The organism is Tenacibaculum sp. nBUS_03 (assembly GCF_051201695.1).
Classification (GTDB): Bacteria; Bacteroidota; Bacteroidia; order Flavobacteriales; family Flavobacteriaceae; genus Polaribacter.
The window spans coordinates 3,270,040-3,287,315 of sequence record NZ_CP179214.1; the positions used below are offsets into that span (position 1 = coordinate 3,270,040).

Annotated in this window: 17 protein-coding genes; 7 read left to right on the forward strand and 10 right to left on the reverse strand. The window is 29.7% G+C overall.

Annotation, left to right across the window (positions count from 1 at the left end):
- Positions 1-8 precede the first annotated feature (8 nt).
- Positions 9-2,876, forward strand: coding sequence for a T9SS type A sorting domain-containing protein (locus ACMFBB_RS14940; protein WP_435261546.1), 2,868 nt, complete (start codon positions 9-11; stop codon positions 2,874-2,876).
- Positions 2,877-3,021: 145 nt separating this feature from the next.
- Here the strand turns inward: ACMFBB_RS14940 and ACMFBB_RS14945 are convergent, their stop codons facing one another.
- From ACMFBB_RS14945 to ACMFBB_RS14965, 5 genes are all read right to left on the reverse strand, one after another.
- A complete protein-coding gene (locus ACMFBB_RS14945) occupies positions 3,022-3,783 on the reverse strand; it encodes a LytR/AlgR family response regulator transcription factor (RefSeq protein WP_435261547.1) in 762 nt (253 codons plus the stop codon).
- A gap of 14 nt (positions 3,784-3,797) precedes the next feature.
- Positions 3,798-3,965: a hypothetical protein gene (locus ACMFBB_RS14950; RefSeq protein WP_435261548.1), complete on the reverse strand. Its 168-nt coding sequence runs from the start codon at positions 3,963-3,965 to the stop codon at positions 3,798-3,800.
- 135 nt (positions 3,966-4,100) lie between these two features.
- Positions 4,101-4,595 (reverse strand): histidine kinase, encoded by a 495-nt coding sequence (locus tag ACMFBB_RS14955; protein ID WP_435264318.1) that lies wholly within the window; start codon positions 4,593-4,595, stop codon positions 4,101-4,103.
- 186 nt (positions 4,596-4,781) lie between these two features.
- Positions 4,782-5,024 (reverse strand): hypothetical protein, encoded by a 243-nt coding sequence (locus ACMFBB_RS14960; protein WP_435261549.1) that lies wholly within the window; start codon positions 5,022-5,024, stop codon positions 4,782-4,784.
- A 493-nt stretch (positions 5,025-5,517) separates the two neighbouring features.
- Positions 5,518-6,213, reverse strand: coding sequence for a zinc metallopeptidase (locus tag ACMFBB_RS14965; RefSeq protein WP_435261550.1), 696 nt, complete (start codon positions 6,211-6,213; stop codon positions 5,518-5,520).
- Between the two features lie 94 nt (positions 6,214-6,307).
- On the opposite strand from ACMFBB_RS14965, the gene ACMFBB_RS14970 reads away from it, so the two are divergent.
- The 6 genes from ACMFBB_RS14970 to ACMFBB_RS14995 all read left to right on the forward strand — a co-directional run bounded on the left by ACMFBB_RS14970 (position 6,308) and on the right by ACMFBB_RS14995 (position 10,675).
- A complete protein-coding gene (locus ACMFBB_RS14970) occupies positions 6,308-7,342 on the forward strand; it encodes an asparaginase (RefSeq protein ID WP_435261551.1) in 1,035 nt (344 codons plus the stop codon).
- Between the two features lie 249 nt (positions 7,343-7,591).
- A complete protein-coding gene (locus tag ACMFBB_RS14975) occupies positions 7,592-8,314 on the forward strand; it encodes a MotA/TolQ/ExbB proton channel family protein (protein ID WP_435261552.1) in 723 nt (240 codons plus the stop codon).
- A gap of 10 nt (positions 8,315-8,324) precedes the next feature.
- The gene (locus ACMFBB_RS14980) at positions 8,325-8,762 is read left to right on the forward strand and encodes a hypothetical protein (protein WP_435261553.1); all 438 of its coding nucleotides are present in this window, start codon (positions 8,325-8,327) and stop codon (positions 8,760-8,762) included.
- A gap of 6 nt (positions 8,763-8,768) precedes the next feature.
- Positions 8,769-9,401 (forward strand): ExbD/TolR family protein, encoded by a 633-nt coding sequence (locus tag ACMFBB_RS14985; protein WP_435261554.1) that lies wholly within the window; start codon positions 8,769-8,771, stop codon positions 9,399-9,401.
- A 15-nt stretch (positions 9,402-9,416) separates the two neighbouring features.
- On the forward strand, positions 9,417-9,887 hold the full coding sequence (locus ACMFBB_RS14990; RefSeq protein ID WP_435261555.1) for an ExbD/TolR family protein: 471 nt from the start codon (positions 9,417-9,419) through the stop codon (positions 9,885-9,887).
- Between the two features lie 125 nt (positions 9,888-10,012).
- Positions 10,013-10,675, forward strand: a complete 663-nt coding sequence (locus ACMFBB_RS14995) for a porin family protein (protein ID WP_435261556.1) — start codon at positions 10,013-10,015, stop codon at positions 10,673-10,675.
- On the opposite strand, the gene ACMFBB_RS15000 is transcribed toward ACMFBB_RS14995, so the two are convergent.
- From ACMFBB_RS15000 to ACMFBB_RS15020, 5 genes are all read right to left on the reverse strand, one after another.
- On the reverse strand, positions 10,670-11,269 hold the full coding sequence (locus ACMFBB_RS15000) for a hypothetical protein (protein WP_435261557.1): 600 nt from the start codon (positions 11,267-11,269) through the stop codon (positions 10,670-10,672). The genes ACMFBB_RS14995 and ACMFBB_RS15000 overlap by 6 nt on opposite strands.
- Positions 11,269-12,732, reverse strand: coding sequence for an RNA polymerase factor sigma-54 (rpoN, locus tag ACMFBB_RS15005; protein WP_435261558.1), 1,464 nt, complete (start codon positions 12,730-12,732; stop codon positions 11,269-11,271). The genes ACMFBB_RS15000 and rpoN overlap by 1 nt, the downstream gene beginning before the upstream one ends.
- Positions 12,733-12,817: 85 nt before the next feature.
- The gene (gene asnS / locus ACMFBB_RS15010) at positions 12,818-14,251 is read right to left on the reverse strand and encodes an asparagine--tRNA ligase (RefSeq protein ID WP_435261559.1); all 1,434 of its coding nucleotides are present in this window, start codon (positions 14,249-14,251) and stop codon (positions 12,818-12,820) included.
- Positions 14,252-14,400: 149 nt separating this feature from the next.
- Positions 14,401-14,598, reverse strand: a complete 198-nt coding sequence (locus ACMFBB_RS15015) for a hypothetical protein (protein WP_435261560.1) — start codon at positions 14,596-14,598, stop codon at positions 14,401-14,403.
- Between the two features lie 217 nt (positions 14,599-14,815).
- Entirely contained in the window at positions 14,816-17,182 is a 2,367-nt protein-coding gene (locus tag ACMFBB_RS15020; RefSeq protein WP_435261561.1) for an efflux RND transporter permease subunit, read from the reverse strand.
- Positions 17,183-17,276 lie beyond the last annotated feature (94 nt).

Consider the following 17,276-nt stretch of genomic DNA (forward strand, 5'->3'; position numbering starts at 1 on the left):
AAATGAATATGATAAGAAAATTACTTCTACTTTTTTTAGTAGTATTAACAACGATAACAACTAGTGCACAAGTAATACCTTCTGAACATGGAAATCCACCAGATTGGAAGAATGTTTTTACTTTTGGAGGAAATGGAAAAGAAATTGTAATTGAAATGCAAAAAGATACCGATGGTAACCTCTATGTTTTAGGGAATTTTTACGGCGAAACCACCATAGGTACTGAGACTTTAAGTAGTGAAGGAGGGAACTCTAATATTTATTTAGCCAAGTTTGATTCAGATGGGATATTGCAATGGGTTACACAAAGTGATGCCAAGGTTAATGGTAGTGTAAATGCCTACCAATTTCAAATACACAATGATTTTATATACCTGGTCGGGAGTTTCAAATTTGGAGATAAACTTTCTGGGACTGTATTGAGTGGGAACGGGACTCAGAATTATTTCATTGCTAGATATACCGCTTCAGGAGAATTATCGAATATGAACGAAATTACTTTTCCAGATGATTCTAGCGTTCCTAAAGGTACACCAAGACTAAGTGTAGATACTTCCGATGGATTAGCATTGGTAGCTATAGGTAATAATATTTACAAATCGGGGGATGTTGGTATGTCATTAGTAAAGTCATTTGATGAAAATTTAAAGTTAACCGATATTCTTTACTCAAATAGTTCTATTATTATAACTGGAGAGATTACCCAAACAATACTAATTGACGCTATTCAATTGGATTTCGTAGGAGGCGGAATTGGACTTTTTTATGCGTCTTTAGATCAAAATAAGGAAGCAGAGTGGGCGTATGTTACTTCATACGAACAAGATGTTACCATTAAAGCGTCTAAACTAGGGCGTTTATTAGAAAAAGATAACAAGATATACTTAGTTGGAGTTACTAGTGGGAAGGCTACAATAAACAACATGGCTATTCCACAAGTATCTAATAATGAAAGAGAATTATTTCCTTTTGTAGTAAATATTAATACAAGTAATGGAGAGATTAATGCTATTAGAGCTTTTGAACAGGATGCTTATGAAACGTATCATACTTCCGTTTCAAACATAGATTTTTGGTACAATGAAAACGAAGAACTGACTTTTTTATTTGAATCAAAAAAGGTAACAAGTTTAAATAACTTGACACTTTCGGCTGATTTAAATGGTAATATTATAACGGAAGTAAGAAATAATGTTAATAAGTCTATTTATGGATTGAATAATGAAGAATTAAAATCAACTATTAATGAGGAAGATTTACAATTACAAATAACTAAACTTATTAATAATGACGAGCAATGGGGAATAAAGTTTGTAAGTGAGAATGGAGATGATTCAGATGTAGTAGATTTAGTTTCTGATAAAGAGAATTATTATTACGCTTTAATAAGTGATGGGAGAAAAACAAACACAACTTACACAACTAAGTATACACTAATAAAAGGAGATTATCAAAACAATATAATTTGGAGTAAAAATATAACAGGAGAATTTACTCCTGCCTCAAGAATAGGAGAATCAATTAGTTTTGTAGATGGAGTTGTTGCCTTGGCGGGTAATGTGAAAGGGAACTTAACAATTGGTGATGATACTTTTATTTCGAATGATCAAAGTGTAGAAACACTTTTTGTAGCTAAGTTTTCAGAAAGTGGTTCTGTAATTAATCATACTACGGTTAGCCCACCCAATAACGAAGCATATCAGTTTTTTGACGTCGCTTCTCTTGATAATAATAAAATTGTGGTTTGCCAATCAACTGGTGTAAAAACAGCAAAAGTTACTTTATTTAATGATGATTTAACAATAAACAAAACAGTTACTATAGAAGCTTCATCTAATGCTTATGTGTTAGATGCAATTGGAGGTACAAATGGTAAAACTTTTATAGTAGGTGAACTTGTAGGTGATACGGTAACTTATGAGGGAGAGGTTTTTAACAAGCCAGGAAGTGACCCTACTAAAAATGGTAACAATATATTTTTTGAGTTAGATGAAAATTTTAATTTTTTAAATGTTTTTAATTATGCTCATGCAGCATATCCGGCTAACTATAATTCTTGGCCTACTTCCATTATCAGTGATAGCAATGATAATAAATATGTAAGTGGATTTTCTTATGGTAGTAAAGACTTTTTATTTGGTGATATTACTCCCAGTTTTGATTCACGCCCAACAAGATGGAATAATTACTACGCAAAAATAGATAAGGATAATAAGTTTGAGTGGGTACAAACCTTAGGGAGTAGTAATATTATTTACAATTATTCTTCCTTAGATCTTGATGAAGAAGGTAGTTTGTATTTGTCTTTTGCTTATAAGGGAAAGTTGTTTATTAATGATGTTATTGAGCTTGATACTGATTATGAAGGAGCTTATAATTCTTGTGTAATTAAATATAATAGTGCTGGAGATATACAATGGGTAAAGACATTAGCATCTTCTTCTAGGTCTAATACTTCTGGTGTTGCAGTTAAAAATAATGGGGAAGTTGCACTTGGAGGTTATTTTAAGAGTATTGGTTCTTTTAGTGAAGATATTCAATTATCAGGAAAAGGTATTTCAAAAGGTTTTATAGCAATTGTAAAAGGAAAAGAGGTTTTAGGAACAGGGGAAAATACAATTTTAGATGAGCAAATGAGGTTGTATCCAAACCCTTCTAAAGGAAACTTTACTATAGATGCGTCGTTGTTAAATTTTAACTCAAGAGAAATTTATACACAAGTTTTTGATGTACAAGGAAGACTAGTATATAGTAAAACAAGAGAGTTAACTAATAATAAGCTTCCACTTGATTTAAATAGGTGCTCAAAAGGGGTTTATTTTGTTAAGATGACAGATGGTGTTAAAAAATATACTAACAAAATAATTTTAAGGTAAAAGTTATAGGTGGCAAAAAATGTAGATAAAGTTAAATAAATATAGCTTAAATTCTACAATTAGAATCAGTATTATAACTTTATAAAAAATACAATTCAAATATTGTTTTAAAAACTTCTTTTGGCAACGAAAGAAGTTTTTTTTATTACTCAAGCCACTTCCTGAAGTCAGAAGTTGTAGATGAGCTTGTCATAGCTTTTTCTTTTCCTCCAGTGTATGATATCAGTAGTCTATTTTTAAAATGATTTTCAATATTTTCTATAAAATCAATACTGATAATTTGACTTCTATTTATTTTAAAAAATTTATTCGGATTTAATTGTTGAAATACAGTGCCTAAGTTTTGAGATATTGTATGTCGTTTTCCTATGTTATCTGTAGCAATGCAAAAATCACCTGATGCTTCTATTAAGCTAATATTAGTGACGTTTAAAAGTTGTATGCCTTTAGCTTTTTTAATAACAAAACGTTTTTTATAGGAGGAGCTCTCTTCTTTTAATGCAGATTTAAGGTTGGATATTGTACTAGTGTTAAGGTTGTTGTAGTTTCCTTTGTTGAATAAAGCTTGATATTTTTCTATTGCTTTTTTAAAATCAGATTTTGAAAAAGGTTTTAATATGTAAGCAATTCCATTGGTGTTAAAAGCTTTAAACAAGTATTCGTCATGTGCAGAACAAAATATAATAGGGCAATTTATAGTAACTTCATCAAATAAATCAAAAGATATTCCATCTAATAATTGAATGTCGGATAAAATAAAATCATACTTATTTTTAGTTAGTAAGTTTTTTCCTTCTGAATTAGAACGTGCTAAATCATGAACGAATTCTTTACCAAAAATATCGTTTAAGTAATTTATTAACTTTTGAGATGCAGGTATTTCGTCTTCTAAAATTAGTATTTTCATTTTAAAACATGTTGTTAGTTTTCTTCAATCAATTTGATTATTGGTATAGAGATAACAAAACGACTATTGGCATTTTTAATATCTACTTTTTTGTCAGATAATAATTCATAACGAGTTTGTAAATTTTGTAAACCAGTACCTAAGCTTTCTTTGTTAGGGGCATTAGATTTTGTATTATTCACAGTAAGCCAATCATTTGTTACTTTAATTTGTGTTTTTATGACTTTGTTACTAGCTTTATTATGTTTTACTACGTTTTCTAAGAGAGCTTGTAATGCTCCAGTTGGTATAAATTTATCTGTAATATCACCTTCTTTTTAAACGGTAAACTTATAATCATTTCCAAAGCGAGTTTCAATTAAAAAAATATAGTTTTCAGCAAATTGAATCTCACTTTGTAGCTCCATAACTTCTGCATCTTTTGTTTGGATGAGGTATCGGTAAATTAACGATAAGCGATTAATATATTCTTTTGCTTTTTCTGAGTCAGAATCTATTAATGAATCTAATGTGTTTAAGTTGTTAAACAGAAAATGTGGATCTATTTGTGAGCGTAATAGCTTTAGTTCATTTTCTTTTTGCTGCTTTTCAATTTTTAATATCTGACTTTGCCCTTCGTAGAATTTTTTGGTTAATAAAAGGGTAAAAGGGAAGGCCGTAGAGTATGTTACACGATCTATTATTTTAAAAAAGAAATCGATTGGCTTGGGGAATTTTGACCAGTCATTATTCCCAGACCAATACCCTACAACATAATCTATTCCTGAAAAAAAACAAGAATAAAAACTCCAAATAGTGTGAATAAGAAGTATTGTTTATTAATCATTAGCTTAGGGATAAGCCAAAAAATATATAAGAATACAATAGAGGTAATCATGAAAATCTCTATAGGAAAATCAATAAGGTACTCTCGAAGTAATGCTTCTCTTAGATAGTAATCTCTTGCTTGCATAATAAATGAAACAATGAAATATATACTAAGAAGAATAAAATCTGATTTATTGAGTTTGGTATTCATCAATCGATTTGTTTTTGTAAAATATCATAGTGTATCTGGTAGTAGTAATAGCATAAACATAGATTAACCTTGAACGGGTAAATCTACCGAAAAATGCAATAAGAGTGGTAATTACTAAAAGTTTCATACCTAACTTGTTTTGTTTTAAATAATTTAAAGCTAAAAGTAATAAACCAATATTTAAAAAGTTAGGACCATTTGTAATAAAAGGTTTAAAGTTCATCTTGCACGAAAGTATTAATTATTGTCTTGAATTCTGTTTTCTTCATTTCTAGAGGAGTTACGTTTAGATTTTTTCTTTGCAAATTTAGATCCAAAACTATAAGTTAATCGTAATTGGATGTTTTGACGTGAACCATTACTTTCTACTTTAGCATTTTTTCTTTTAAAATTACATTAGCAAAGGGTATTGTTATGTTGTTCTGGTCAATTACCTTACCGCTAATATTATGTTGAGAAAAAGTTGTAGTTATTACAAAGAATAATAAAAAAGTAGTAGTTAATAGTTTCATGTTAGTCTTTTTTCATTTTGACACCTCAAAAGTGCGTTGTTTATTAAAATATTGAAATAGAAACCTGATGAATTAGGTTATTTTTCCGTTGAACAGATATTCACATTTTATGAAAATAAAGACGTATGAATTTTACAAATAGTTGCTTTAAAACACAAAAAACTTCGGAATATCCGAAGTTTTTAAAAAAAATGAAGTTAAATTTTAATCTCTACTAGCCGCCATTAATTTCATAGCCCAATAAGCAAGCATTGCTAAAGAACCTAAAGCTGCAACTAAATATGTTCTTGCGGCCCATTTTAAAGCGTCTTTTGATCCTGCAAATTCTTCCCTTGTTACTATATTTTTAGCTTTTAACCAAGCTAAAGCCCTATTGCTTGCGTCATATTCAACAGGTAAGGTGATGAAGCTAAATAAAGTACCTATCCCCATTAATACTACTCCACCAGCTAAAACCCAATACCCTAAACTTGAAGCTGCACCTAAAAATAATCCTCCAAAGATTAAATATTGGGAGTATCTTGAAGATATTGTAACCATTGGTACTAAATTTGAACGCATTTCTAGCCATCTGTATGCTTTAGCATGTTGTACAGCATGTCCTACTTCGTGAGCAGCAACTGCAGCTGCAGCTGCGTTTCGTTCATTATACACACCTTCACTTAAATTAACTGTTTTGTTTTTAGGATTGTAATGATCAGTTAACATTCCAGGGGTAGATATAACTTGAACATTAAAAATACCATGATCATTCAACATTTTTTGAGCAATTTCGGCGCCACTCATACCATTGCGTAGGCTAACTTTTGAGTATTTTTTAAACTTTTGTTTTAATGTATTACTAATTAGCGAACTTACTAGCGCCATAACTCCAATAATTATATAATATTCTAAACCCATAATTTTAAATTTTTTCTAATTTAATTCTTTTTAAGTTAATAAATTTACCGCATAAATTATTCCATAATATAATAACTACTAATAAAATGTCAAAATGACAAAAAAGCCGAAAATACTTATTGTTTATACAGGAGGAACCATTGGTATGGTTAAAGATTATAAAACAGGAGCATTAAGAGCATTTGATTTTAGTCAAATTTCTAATAAGATACCTGAATTACAACAATTACATTGTGAAATACAAACAATATCATTTGATGAGCCGATAGATTCGTCTAATATGAATGTTAATTATTATGTAAGTATAGCTGAAATAATAGCTGAAAATTATTCGGTATTTGATGGGTTTGTAGTTTTAACAGGTTCAGATACAATGTCATATACATCTTCTGCTATTAGTTTTATGTTAGAAAATTTGCAAAAACCTGTAATTTTTACTGGTTCTCAATTGCCAATTGGAGATTTAAGAACAGATGCGAAAGAAAATTTAATTACTTCTATACAAATTGCATCTACCTTAGAAAATAATGAGCCTGTAATTCAAGAAGTAGGATTGTATTTTGAGTATAAGCTATACAGGGCTAACAGAACTACAAAAATTAGTGCAGAACAATTTGAAGCGTTTGCATCTATGAATTATCCTCCTTTAGTTGAAAGTGGTGTTCATTTAAATTTTAATTACCCTATTTTATTAAGATCTAAAAATAAAGAAGAAAAGTTGATTTTCAGAAAAAAGTTAGATAATAACATTGCTATTTTAAAACTATTTCCTGGTATAACTGAAAAAGTTGTAGAAAGTTATAAGCATATTAAAGGTTTAAGGGGTATCATATTAGAAACATATGGCTCAGGAAATGCTCCAACTCAAAAATGGTTTTTAAATTTATTAGAAGAATTTGTAAATAATAATGTTTACATTGTAAATGTAACCCAATGTGAAGGAGGGAGTGTTATTTTAGGCCATTATGAAACAAGTTCAGATTTAAAGCGAATAGGGATTATTGATGGAAAGGATATAACTACAGAAACTGCAGTTGCAAAAATGATGTATTTATTAGGTGAAAACTTAACAAAAGGTCAATTTAAAGAATATTTTGAGCTATCTCTTAGAGGAGAAATTAACAAATAAGCCCCAAAAAAAAGTTTTTTTGTGTTATAAGTGCCTGAATACCTTGTAAAAAGACTAAAGTGTTAGTGTTAATATATAAAATCGTTAATTTTTTTTTAAGAACCAACATTTTTTTGTTACTTGCCACTCTAAAAATGAAAAAATACGATAAGTGTAACTAAATATGCCACTTATTAGTTTTTTTGTATTAAAATTACAGTAAAATTTGTATTTTTAACTCGTTAACTATTTAAAATTAATTATAACAAAATGAAGAAAGTAGTAAATATCCTAACTATTGCAGGATTTATGTTTTTAGGAGCTATTCAATCAACTCAAGCACAGGAAGCAACTGAAACAAGTAAAGGTTTTCGTCAAGAATTAAAACAACGTTTTATTGAGGGAGATCCAGGGTTTATGGGAATTGTATTGGTAGCTTTAATTTTAGGTTTAGCTATTGCAATTGAAAGAATTATTTATTTAAACATGGCTACAACGAATACTAAAAAATTAGTTGCTAATGTTGATGAAGCTTTAAGTTCAGGTGGTGTTGAAGCAGCTAAAGAGGTATGTAGAAACACTAAAGGTCCTGTTGCTTCTATCTTTTATCAAGGATTAGAAAGAGCTGATGAGGGTATTGATGCTGCTGAAAAAGCTGTTGTTGGATATGGTGGTGTTCAAATGGGATTATTAGAGAAAAACATTTCTTGGTTATCTTTATTTATTGCTTTGGCTCCAATGTTAGGGTTCATGGGAACTGTAATTGGAATGATTAAAGCCTTTGATACTATTGCTGTTCAAAATGATATTTCTCCTGCAGTGGTTGCTGTTGGTATTAAAATAGCACTTTTAACTACAGTATTTGGTCTTATTGCAGCTATTATCTTACAGATTTTTTACAACTACATCGTGTCTAAAATTGATAGTATTGTAAATAATATGGAAGACGCTTCAATTTCTTTAATCGACTTATTAGCTAAGTATAAAAAATAATAAACAAATTATGAATAATAAAATATTAACGTTACTTGTAACTGTAATATCACTTATTGGTATTGGGTTATTTGTAAATGTTGCGAGAATAGATAAAGAAAATCTTGAAGCAATATCTAATGCAGTTTCTCCTTTAGTTAGTTATTCGTATTGGTTACTGATTATTGTAATAATAGTAGCGGTAGTTGCTTCATTATGGGGAATGCTTAAAAATCCTGCGGCTTTGAAAAAGGCTTTATTTGGAGTTTTAGCTTTGGCTGTTGTATTTGCAGTATCTTATTTTATGTCTTCTGACGCTCAGGTGTTAGGTACAGATGGTAACGAATTAGCAGCACAAGGAAGTGTTTCTAAATGGGTAGGTACAGGAATAACTTATACTATAATCTTAGGAGCTATAGCAGGTTTTTTCTTTGTATTTGATTTATTAAAAGGAATAGTTAAATCGTAAGTTATTATGGCAAGAAGAGAAAACCCAGAAATTAATGCAGGTTCGATGGCAGATATTGCCTTCTTGCTACTTATCTTTTTCCTTGTAACTACAACTATGGATGTAGATTCAGGAGTCTCTAAGAAGTTAGCTGAAAGACAACCTGAAAATATAGATAAACCTTTAGTAAAAGAAAAGAATATTTTTCAAGTTAGTATTAACCGTAATAATGACCTTTTTGTTGAAGGTGAAATTATGGAGCTAAAGGATTTGAAAGTTGCTGCCATGAAATTTATTGATAATGGCGGTGGTATAGGAAATCCACCACCAGGTGAGGAACAAGGTAAAGCTTGTGATTATTGTAAGGGAGAAAGAGATGAAACTTCATCAGATCACCCTAACAAAGCTATTATTTCAGTTGAAAGTGATAGAGCAACTGAGTATGGAACTTATGTTTCTGTACAAAATGAGTTGTTAAGAGCTTACACTGATTTACGTAATAGATTATGCCAAGAAAGATACGGTATGAGTTTTACCGAACTTGAAAAAGCATTTAAAGATAGTGCAAGAAAAGATGAATCATTAAGGAAAAAAGTTAAGGATATCAAAGAAAGTTATCCGCAAATTATTTCTGATACTGATCCAACAAGCGTTAAATAATTAAAAACAAGAATTATGTCTAAATTTAGAAAGAAGAAAAAAGGCGTACCTGCCTTATCAACTGCATCTTTACCAGATATTGTTTTTATGTTATTATTCTTTTTCATGGTAACTACTACTATGAGAGAGACTGATTTAAAAATTGAAGCTCCACGTTTACCTAATGCAACGGAGGTTAAGAAATTAGAACGTAAAAGTTTGGTAAGTACTATTTATGTAGGTAAAGCTAAAGAAGCTAAATACGGTACCGGTTATGATCGTATTCAGTTAAATGATAGAATATCTACTCCAGCAGATGTTCCTGCTTTTATTATTAATGAAAGAGCTAAAGTATCTGAATTAGAAGTGCCTTTTATGACAACTTCTATTAAAGCAGATAAAGAATCTAGTGTTGGTACATTAGCAGATATTCGTGAGAAATTGAGAGATGTTAATGCTCTTAAATTAAGTTTATCTACACACACAGGAAGTGTAATCAAGAAATAATTAAATAGTATAATTAATTATATTAAAAAGTGCAATCAGAAATGATTGCACTTTTTTTATACAATAGTTTTATATTTATACGTTTTTATTAATTAGTGTTTTAATATTCCATAATTTCTGAATAAATGAAAAATATTTTTTTAATAGTGTTTTCATTACTTTGTAGTAATATTTTTAGTCAAAAGGATTCTTTAGAAATAGGCGATAAGTATCTTGAAGATCAATTATATATTAATCTTACTTATAATGTGCTGTATAAGCAACCAAACGGCATAAGTTCGAGTAAGTTTTCTTACGGAATTTCTGCTGGTTATATAAAGGATATACCTATTACTGCTAATGGAAAGTTTGCTTTTGGTATTGGATTTGGATATGGTTTTGATTCTTTTAATCATGGTGTTAAAGTTTCTGAAGTGGATTCTAACGATTTTTTTGAATCAGTTCCCGATAATAAATTACGACTGCATAACCTCGAATTACCCTTACAATTTAGAATTCGTTCATCTGAGGTTAATAAATATTCCTTTTGGAGGATTTATGCAGGTGTTAAGATTACGTATAATTTGAATAATAAGTTTAGCTATGTAACTAGTGGAAATTCAATAGCATTTAATAATATTGAATCATTTAATAGATGGCAAACTGGGCTTACTCTTTCAGCAGGGTATGGTACGTTTAATTTTTATGCTTATTATGGTTTATCTCCAATTTTTAAAAAAGCTACCATAAATTCTGTAGCACTTACTACTAAAATGTTTAAGTTAGGGCTAAGCTTTTACCTCTTATAATAAAAAGTAAACAACAAACTGCGATGTGAATCCTAAAAAGAAGCCTGTATATACTTCTTTTGGAGTGTGTGCTTTTAAATATAACCTTGATGTTGCTAAAAGGCCAGAAAGAATAATAAAAACGATAATAACTGGTAGTATATTAATGTTATGTATTTCTTGAAAAATCAAAAAATATCCCACAGCTCCTCCCATTGAAAGTAAGTGTAAGCTAGATTTTAATTTGGTAAAAAATAAAAAATATGTAAAGGTTAGTCCTAGTACAATACCATAAAACAGGTAGCTTAAATCTTTAATAATATTTAGTTTTTGAAATAGTTCAGCTAAAAAGAAAAGAAGTGCTATCATAAAAAATAGTGGAACTTTTCTTTCTTTAATGCTAAATACTTGATATGATTTAATATAACCTATTGCTTTTAGGAATACCAATAGTAATAAAGGTACTATATAAGTAGAAACAAAGACAATACCGAGTATAGTGAATTGTTGTTGTTTATTTAAGTTGATAGGTGTGAAAATAAAATACAACAAAATACCAATAGTAGGCATTACTATTGGGTGTAAAATTGTTGATATAAATTTGTGCCAGCGCATTAAATCTCTTTACGTAAACGAGCTACAGGAATGTCTAATTGCTCTCTGTATTTAGCAACTGTTCTTCTAGCAATTGGATATCCTTTTTCTTTAAGAAGCTTAGATAGCTTTTCATCAGTAAGAGGCTTTCTTTTTTCTTCTTCAGCTATAACTGTTTCCAGAATCTTTTTTATTTCACGTGTTGAAACATCTTCTCCTTGATCATTTTTCATTGATTCAGAGAAAAATTCTTTAATTAGCTTTGTGCCATAAGGCGTTGTAACATATTTACTATTTGCTACTCTAGATACTGTTGAAACATCCATGTTAATTTCATCAGCAATGTCTTTTAAAATCATTGGCTTTAGCCTTCTTTCATCACCAGTTAAGAAATACTCTTCTTGATAACCCATAATCGTATTCATGGTGATTAAAAGAGTTTGCTGACGTTGTTTAATTGCATCAATAAACCATTTAGCTGCATCAAGCTTTTGTTTTATAAACATAACAGCGTCTTTTTGCTCTTTACTTTTTTCTTTAGAATCACTATATCCTTTAAGCATGTTGTTATACTCACGCGATACATGTAATTCAGGAGCATTCCGTGAATTTAAAGTTAATTCTAATATACCCTCAACAATCCTAATTGTAAAGTCAGGAACGATTTGCTCAGCAATTTTATTATTACCAGCATAAGAACTACCAGGTTTAGGATTTAATTTTCCTATTTCAGTAATAACAGCTTTTAATTTTTCTTCAGTAATGTCAAATTTTTCTAGTAGTTTTTTGTAGTGTTTTTTGACAAAGTGATCAAAAGCATCTTCCAATATTTTAATAGCTAAATCTCGATTTTCTTTTTCTGCTTTTGCTTTTAATTGAATTATTAAACAATCTTTTAAATTTAAAGCGCCAACTCCAATAGGATCTAATTTTTGAACAACACTAGTCAGTACATGGCTTACTTTTTCTTCTGTAGTAAAAACATTTTGGGTAAATGCTAAATCATCAACTAAGTCAATTATTTCTCTTCTTATATAACCACTATCATCTATGCTACCAACTAAAAATTCAGCGATAGCCTTTTCCTCTTCATCAATTCTAAATGTATTTAGTTGATTTTTTAAAGACTGATGAAATGTTGTTCCAGCAGCGTAAGGAACTTGTTTCTCTTCATCATCTGACGAGTAATTATTAGCTTGAGTTTTATAACTAGGGTATTCATCATCACTTAAGTACTCGTCAATGTTTATATCTTGAGCATCTATTTTTTCACTACCTGTATCATCATAGTCAGTGTCATTTGCTAGTGTGTCTTCAAAATTTTCAACTTCTTCTTTACCCGTATCTAATGCAGGGTTTTCTTCAATTTCCTGTTTTAAACGTTCTTCAAATGCTTGTGTAGGTAGTTGAATTAGTTTCATCAGCTGAATTTGCTGAGGAGATAATTTTTGAAGTAATTTATGATGTAAACTTTGTTTTAGCATAAATACAAATATATGAATTAAGGGAAAATAAAATCGCCATTCTTTGAGGAATGACGATTGTTTTATATAAGTTTTATGATTTTTTTTAAAATTCTGCGTTCTGTGGTGTCCTTGGAAAAGGAATTACATCTCTTATATTACTCATTCCAGTTGTGAATAATACTAAACGTTCAAAACCTAAACCGAACCCTGAGTGAACTGCTGTTCCAAATTTACGGGTATCTAAGTACCACCATAATTCTTTTTCATCAATATTTAGTGCATTCATCTTTTCTTTTAATACATCTAAACGTTCTTCACGTTGAGCTCCACCAACTATCTCTCCGATACCAGGGAAAAGAACATCCATTGCTCTAACAGTTTTTCCATCTTCGTTTAAACGCATATAAAAAGCTTTAATGTCAGCTGGGTAATCAAATAATATTACCGGACATTTAAAGTGTTTTTCAACTAAAAAGCGTTCGTGTTCAGATTGTAAATCAGCTCCCCATTCATTAATAGGGAATTGGAATTTCTTTTTCTTGTTTGGCTTAGAATTACGTAAAATATCAATCGCTTCAGTATAACTTACTCTTTTGAAATTATTGTCAACAACAAACTTTAATTTTTCTAGTAAACTCATATCGCTTCGTTGAGCCTGTGGTTTACTTTTTTCTTCTTGAGTTAAACGTTGGTCTAAAAATGCTAAATCATCTTTACAGTGCTCTAAAACATATCCTAAAACTGATTTAATGAAATCTTCTGACAAATCCATGTTGCCATCTAAATCCATAAAAGCAACTTCAGGTTCAATCATCCAAAACTCTGCTAAATGACGTGTGGTGTTTGAGTTTTCAGCTCTAAATGTAGGGCCAAAAGTATATACTTTACCTAGAGCCATTGCATAGGTTTCAGCTTCTAATTGGCCAGAAACGGTTAAGTTAGTTTCTTTACCAAAAAAATCTTGCTTATAATCTATTTGTCCTTCTTCATTTAAAGGAGCTTTATTAGCTTCAAAATTTGTTACTTTGAACATTTCTCCAGCACCTTCAGCATCTGAACCGGTAATGATTGGAGTGTTAACATAGTTAAATCCATTTTCTTGAAAATATTTATGAACTGCAAACGATAGTTTAGAACGAACTCTCATTACAGCACTAAATGTGTTAGTTCTAACACGTAAATGAGCGTTTTCACGTAAAAATTCTAAGCTATGTTTTTTAGGTTGAATAGGGTATTCGTCAGGATTAGAATCTCCAAGAATTTCCAAATTAGTTACATTAATTTCAACCTTTTGTCCTTTACCCTGACTTTCAACAAGAGTACCAGTAATGCTAACAGCAGCACTTGTTGTAATCCTTTTTAATAAAGCCTCATTAGTATTTTCAAAATCTACTACACATTGAATATTATTTATAGTAGAACCATCATTTAAAGCAATAAAACGATTGCTTCTAAAGGTTCTAACCCATCCTTTTACATGTACTTCTTGTAAAAATTTATCCGACTGTAATAGTTCTTTAACGCTACTTCTGTTCATTATTTTCTATGTTCTTAATATCAAAATACGCAAAGATACTTTTTTGAACCTAATTGACAAATGAGTAGAGTGTTATTTGAGTATAGAAATTACTGTAAAATAAAAAGCGAGTGTATTACTCGCTTTATTTATTTTGATTTCTTAAAGTATTAACAGTGTACTCTTCTGCATCCTCTTGCTTCTAATTCACTTAATCCGACGTCAGTTGGATTGTCTTCCCAAGATATAGGTTGTGAACAATCAACACAATATCTATCTCCTTCTATGAAGAAAGTGTAAGCAAATCCTCCGTTAATTGATTTTTTCTCATTTTTACTAAGAATTCTACCTAGGTTTAAAATTTTCATAATATAATTTTTAGTTTTCACTGCTAATATATTTAAAAAAATATGCTATTTTCTTAAAAAGGAGTTAATAAGGCAGTTTTAATGAATTAACAACACATTAACTTGTAAATATTCGTACTGAATTAAATAAAAATATGTTAAATTAATACAGCGAGAACGTTATCTTACACTTTCAGTTTTTGAGTATAGAAACTTTAATACTTAACTAATAAGATTGTTATTTATCTTCTTCCTTTGGTGGTAAAATTTTAAAATTAGTTTCTTTTAATACTTTTTTGTTCGCTATCTTTTTTTCAAATGAAATTAACAAAGAAGGTAATAATACTAAATTAGAAACCATAGCTAGTAATAGAGTAACAGAAACTAATCCTCCTAAAGCAATAGTGCCTCCAAAACTAGAAATAGTAAAGACTAAAAACCCGAAAAATAATACAATTGAAGTATAAAACATACTTACTCCTGTTTCACGTAACGCTGAATATACAGCAGGTTTAATTTTCCAATTATTAGCTAAGAGTTCCTGTCGATATTTAGCTAAAAAATGAATTGTGTCGTCAACAGAAATACCAAAAGCGATGCTAAATACTAAAATAGTTGAAGGTTTTATAGGTATGTTAAAAAATCCCATTAAGCCAGCAGTAATTAGGAGTGGAAGCATATTGGGGATAAGTGAAATTAATATCATTTGTGGAGATCTAAACATCCAAGCCATAAAAATTGAAATCAAAACAATGGCTAATGATAAAGAAATAACTAAGTTTTTAATTAAATAATTTGTTCCTTTAAGAAATACAAGGGCTTTTCCTGTCATAGAAACATTAAATTTCTCTTCTGGAAATTGTTTCTTGATAACGGCTTGAAGCCTATCTTGAATGATATCCATTTTATCCGTACCGATATCTTTCATAAATGTTGTAATTCTAGCATATCTTCCAGTTGAATCAACAAAGTTTTTTAGCATTCCAGAATTGCTACTTGAGTTTTTTGTGTAAGAAAAAATATAGCTTTTTTCTTGTGATGTGGGTAACTGGTAAAATTTAGGGTTTCCTTTATAATACGCTTGTTTCGAGTATTTTACTAAATTGGTGATTGAGATAGGTTTTGATAACTCAGGAAATGTTTCTATGGTTTCATTAAGTTTCTCAATTTTTTTAAGGGTAGAAAGCTTCATTACCCCTTTTTCTTTTTTAGTATCTACTAATATTTCTAAAGGCATTATTCCGCCAAATTCATTTTCAAAAAACTTAATGTCTTTATAAAACTGTTTGCTTTTTGGCATATCTTCAATTAAACTACCAGAAACTCTTATTTGATATAAGCCAATCATACTTAGTATTATAACAACCACTGTTGTGATGTATATTGTAATACGTTGAGTTTTTACAGTATTTTCCATCCAATTTACAACGTCTTCTATCCATCTTCTTTCCAAGTGAGTTAAGTGCTTTTTCTCAGGAAGTGGCATGAAGCTATAAATTACTGGTATAATTAAAAGAGCAAGAATAAAGATACTTATGATATTGACAGAAGCTAAAATACCAAACTCACGAAGTAACTGACTTTTTACAAAAACAAACGTTGCAAAACCAGATGCAGTGGTAATGTTTGTCATTAAAGTAGCATTACCAATTTTTGATATTACTCGTTGTAATGATTTGGCTTGATTTCCATGCTTTTTTACTTCTTGCTGGTATTTGTTAATAAGAAAAACAGCATTTGGGACTCCAATTACAATAATCAAAGGTGGAATAAGAGCTGAAAGAACTGTTATTTCATATCGAAACCAGCCAATAAAACCAAAAGCCCATACAACACCTATACCAACTACTAGCAAGGTGATAAAAGTTGCTCTAAATGAACGAAAAAAGAAAAAGAATATGAGAGCAGTAATAAGTAATGCACCTAATACAAAAATCCCCATTTCTTTAGTAATATTTAATGAGTTTAAGGTTCTTATATATGGCATTCCAGAAATGCGAACATCTATCCCTTGTGCTTTTTCAAATTCTTCAATTTTTGGAATTAATATTTCAGTTATAAAGTCAGCCCTTGCAGGTGTGTTTATAATATCTTTATTTAAATATATTGCAGTTTGTAAAACACCTTTGTCATTGTATAATAGGTTTTCGTAAAAAGGTAATTTTTCAAAAAGTTGGACTTTTATTTTGTCTATCTCTTCTTTCGTTGATGGAGGTTTACTAAATAAAGGCTCTACCACAAATTTTCTGTTTTTTCTGTCAGCTTTTAACTGTTTAACATCAGAGATTGAAACAGAAAAATCTACTTGTGATATTTTTTCAAAAGACTTAGTTAGTTTATTCCAAGAATTAAACTTTTCAGGAGAAAAAATAGTACTGTCTTTAATACCTAGTATGATAAGATTACCTTCTTCTCCAAAAATTTCAAGAAAATTATTGTATTGAAGATTAGCTTCGTGATCGCTAGGAAGAAGGTTTGCTTCAGTATATGAGAAGCGCATATACTTCATTTGAGTGACTAGAAGCCCAGTAATAACAGCAATAAAAAGTAAAACAAAGTAACGATTACGTAATATAAAACCTGCAATCTTGGTCCAAAAAGTCATTCAAAAAAATTTTAGCAAAGGTAGTTAAATGAGTGTAATAAAAATAAAAAAGAGTGTTTTAAAAAACACTCTTTAAAAAGCTTATTTAAAAGAA

What these genes read in the sequence shown, in the direction of transcription:
- ACMFBB_RS14940 (WP_435261546.1), top strand. Translation starts at nt 9, where the DNA reads ATGATAAGAAAATTACTTCTACTTTTTTTAGTAGTATTAACAACGATA.
- ACMFBB_RS14945 (WP_435261547.1), bottom strand. Translation starts at nt 3,783, where the DNA reads ATGAAAATACTAATTTTAGAAGACGAAATACCTGCATCTCAAAAGTTA.
- ACMFBB_RS14960 (WP_435261549.1), bottom strand. Translation starts at nt 5,024, where the DNA reads ATGAACTTTAAACCTTTTATTACAAATGGTCCTAACTTTTTAAATATT.
- ACMFBB_RS14965 (WP_435261550.1), bottom strand. Translation starts at nt 6,213, where the DNA reads ATGGGTTTAGAATATTATATAATTATTGGAGTTATGGCGCTAGTAAGT.
- ACMFBB_RS14970 (WP_435261551.1), top strand. Translation starts at nt 6,308, where the DNA reads ATGACAAAAAAGCCGAAAATACTTATTGTTTATACAGGAGGAACCATT.
- ACMFBB_RS14975 (WP_435261552.1), top strand. Translation starts at nt 7,592, where the DNA reads ATGAAGAAAGTAGTAAATATCCTAACTATTGCAGGATTTATGTTTTTA.
- ACMFBB_RS14980 (WP_435261553.1), top strand. Translation starts at nt 8,325, where the DNA reads ATGAATAATAAAATATTAACGTTACTTGTAACTGTAATATCACTTATT.
- ACMFBB_RS14985 (WP_435261554.1), top strand. Translation starts at nt 8,769, where the DNA reads ATGGCAAGAAGAGAAAACCCAGAAATTAATGCAGGTTCGATGGCAGAT.
- ACMFBB_RS14990 (WP_435261555.1), top strand. Translation starts at nt 9,417, where the DNA reads ATGTCTAAATTTAGAAAGAAGAAAAAAGGCGTACCTGCCTTATCAACT.
- ACMFBB_RS14995 (WP_435261556.1), top strand. Translation starts at nt 10,013, where the DNA reads ATGAAAAATATTTTTTTAATAGTGTTTTCATTACTTTGTAGTAATATT.
- ACMFBB_RS15000 (WP_435261557.1), bottom strand. Translation starts at nt 11,269, where the DNA reads ATGCGCTGGCACAAATTTATATCAACAATTTTACACCCAATAGTAATG.
- rpoN (WP_435261558.1), bottom strand. Translation starts at nt 12,732, where the DNA reads ATGCTAAAACAAAGTTTACATCATAAATTACTTCAAAAATTATCTCCT.
- asnS (WP_435261559.1), bottom strand. Translation starts at nt 14,251, where the DNA reads ATGAACAGAAGTAGCGTTAAAGAACTATTACAGTCGGATAAATTTTTA.
- ACMFBB_RS15015 (WP_435261560.1), bottom strand. Translation starts at nt 14,598, where the DNA reads ATGAAAATTTTAAACCTAGGTAGAATTCTTAGTAAAAATGAGAAAAAA.
- ACMFBB_RS15020 (WP_435261561.1), bottom strand. Translation starts at nt 17,182, where the DNA reads ATGACTTTTTGGACCAAGATTGCAGGTTTTATATTACGTAATCGTTAC.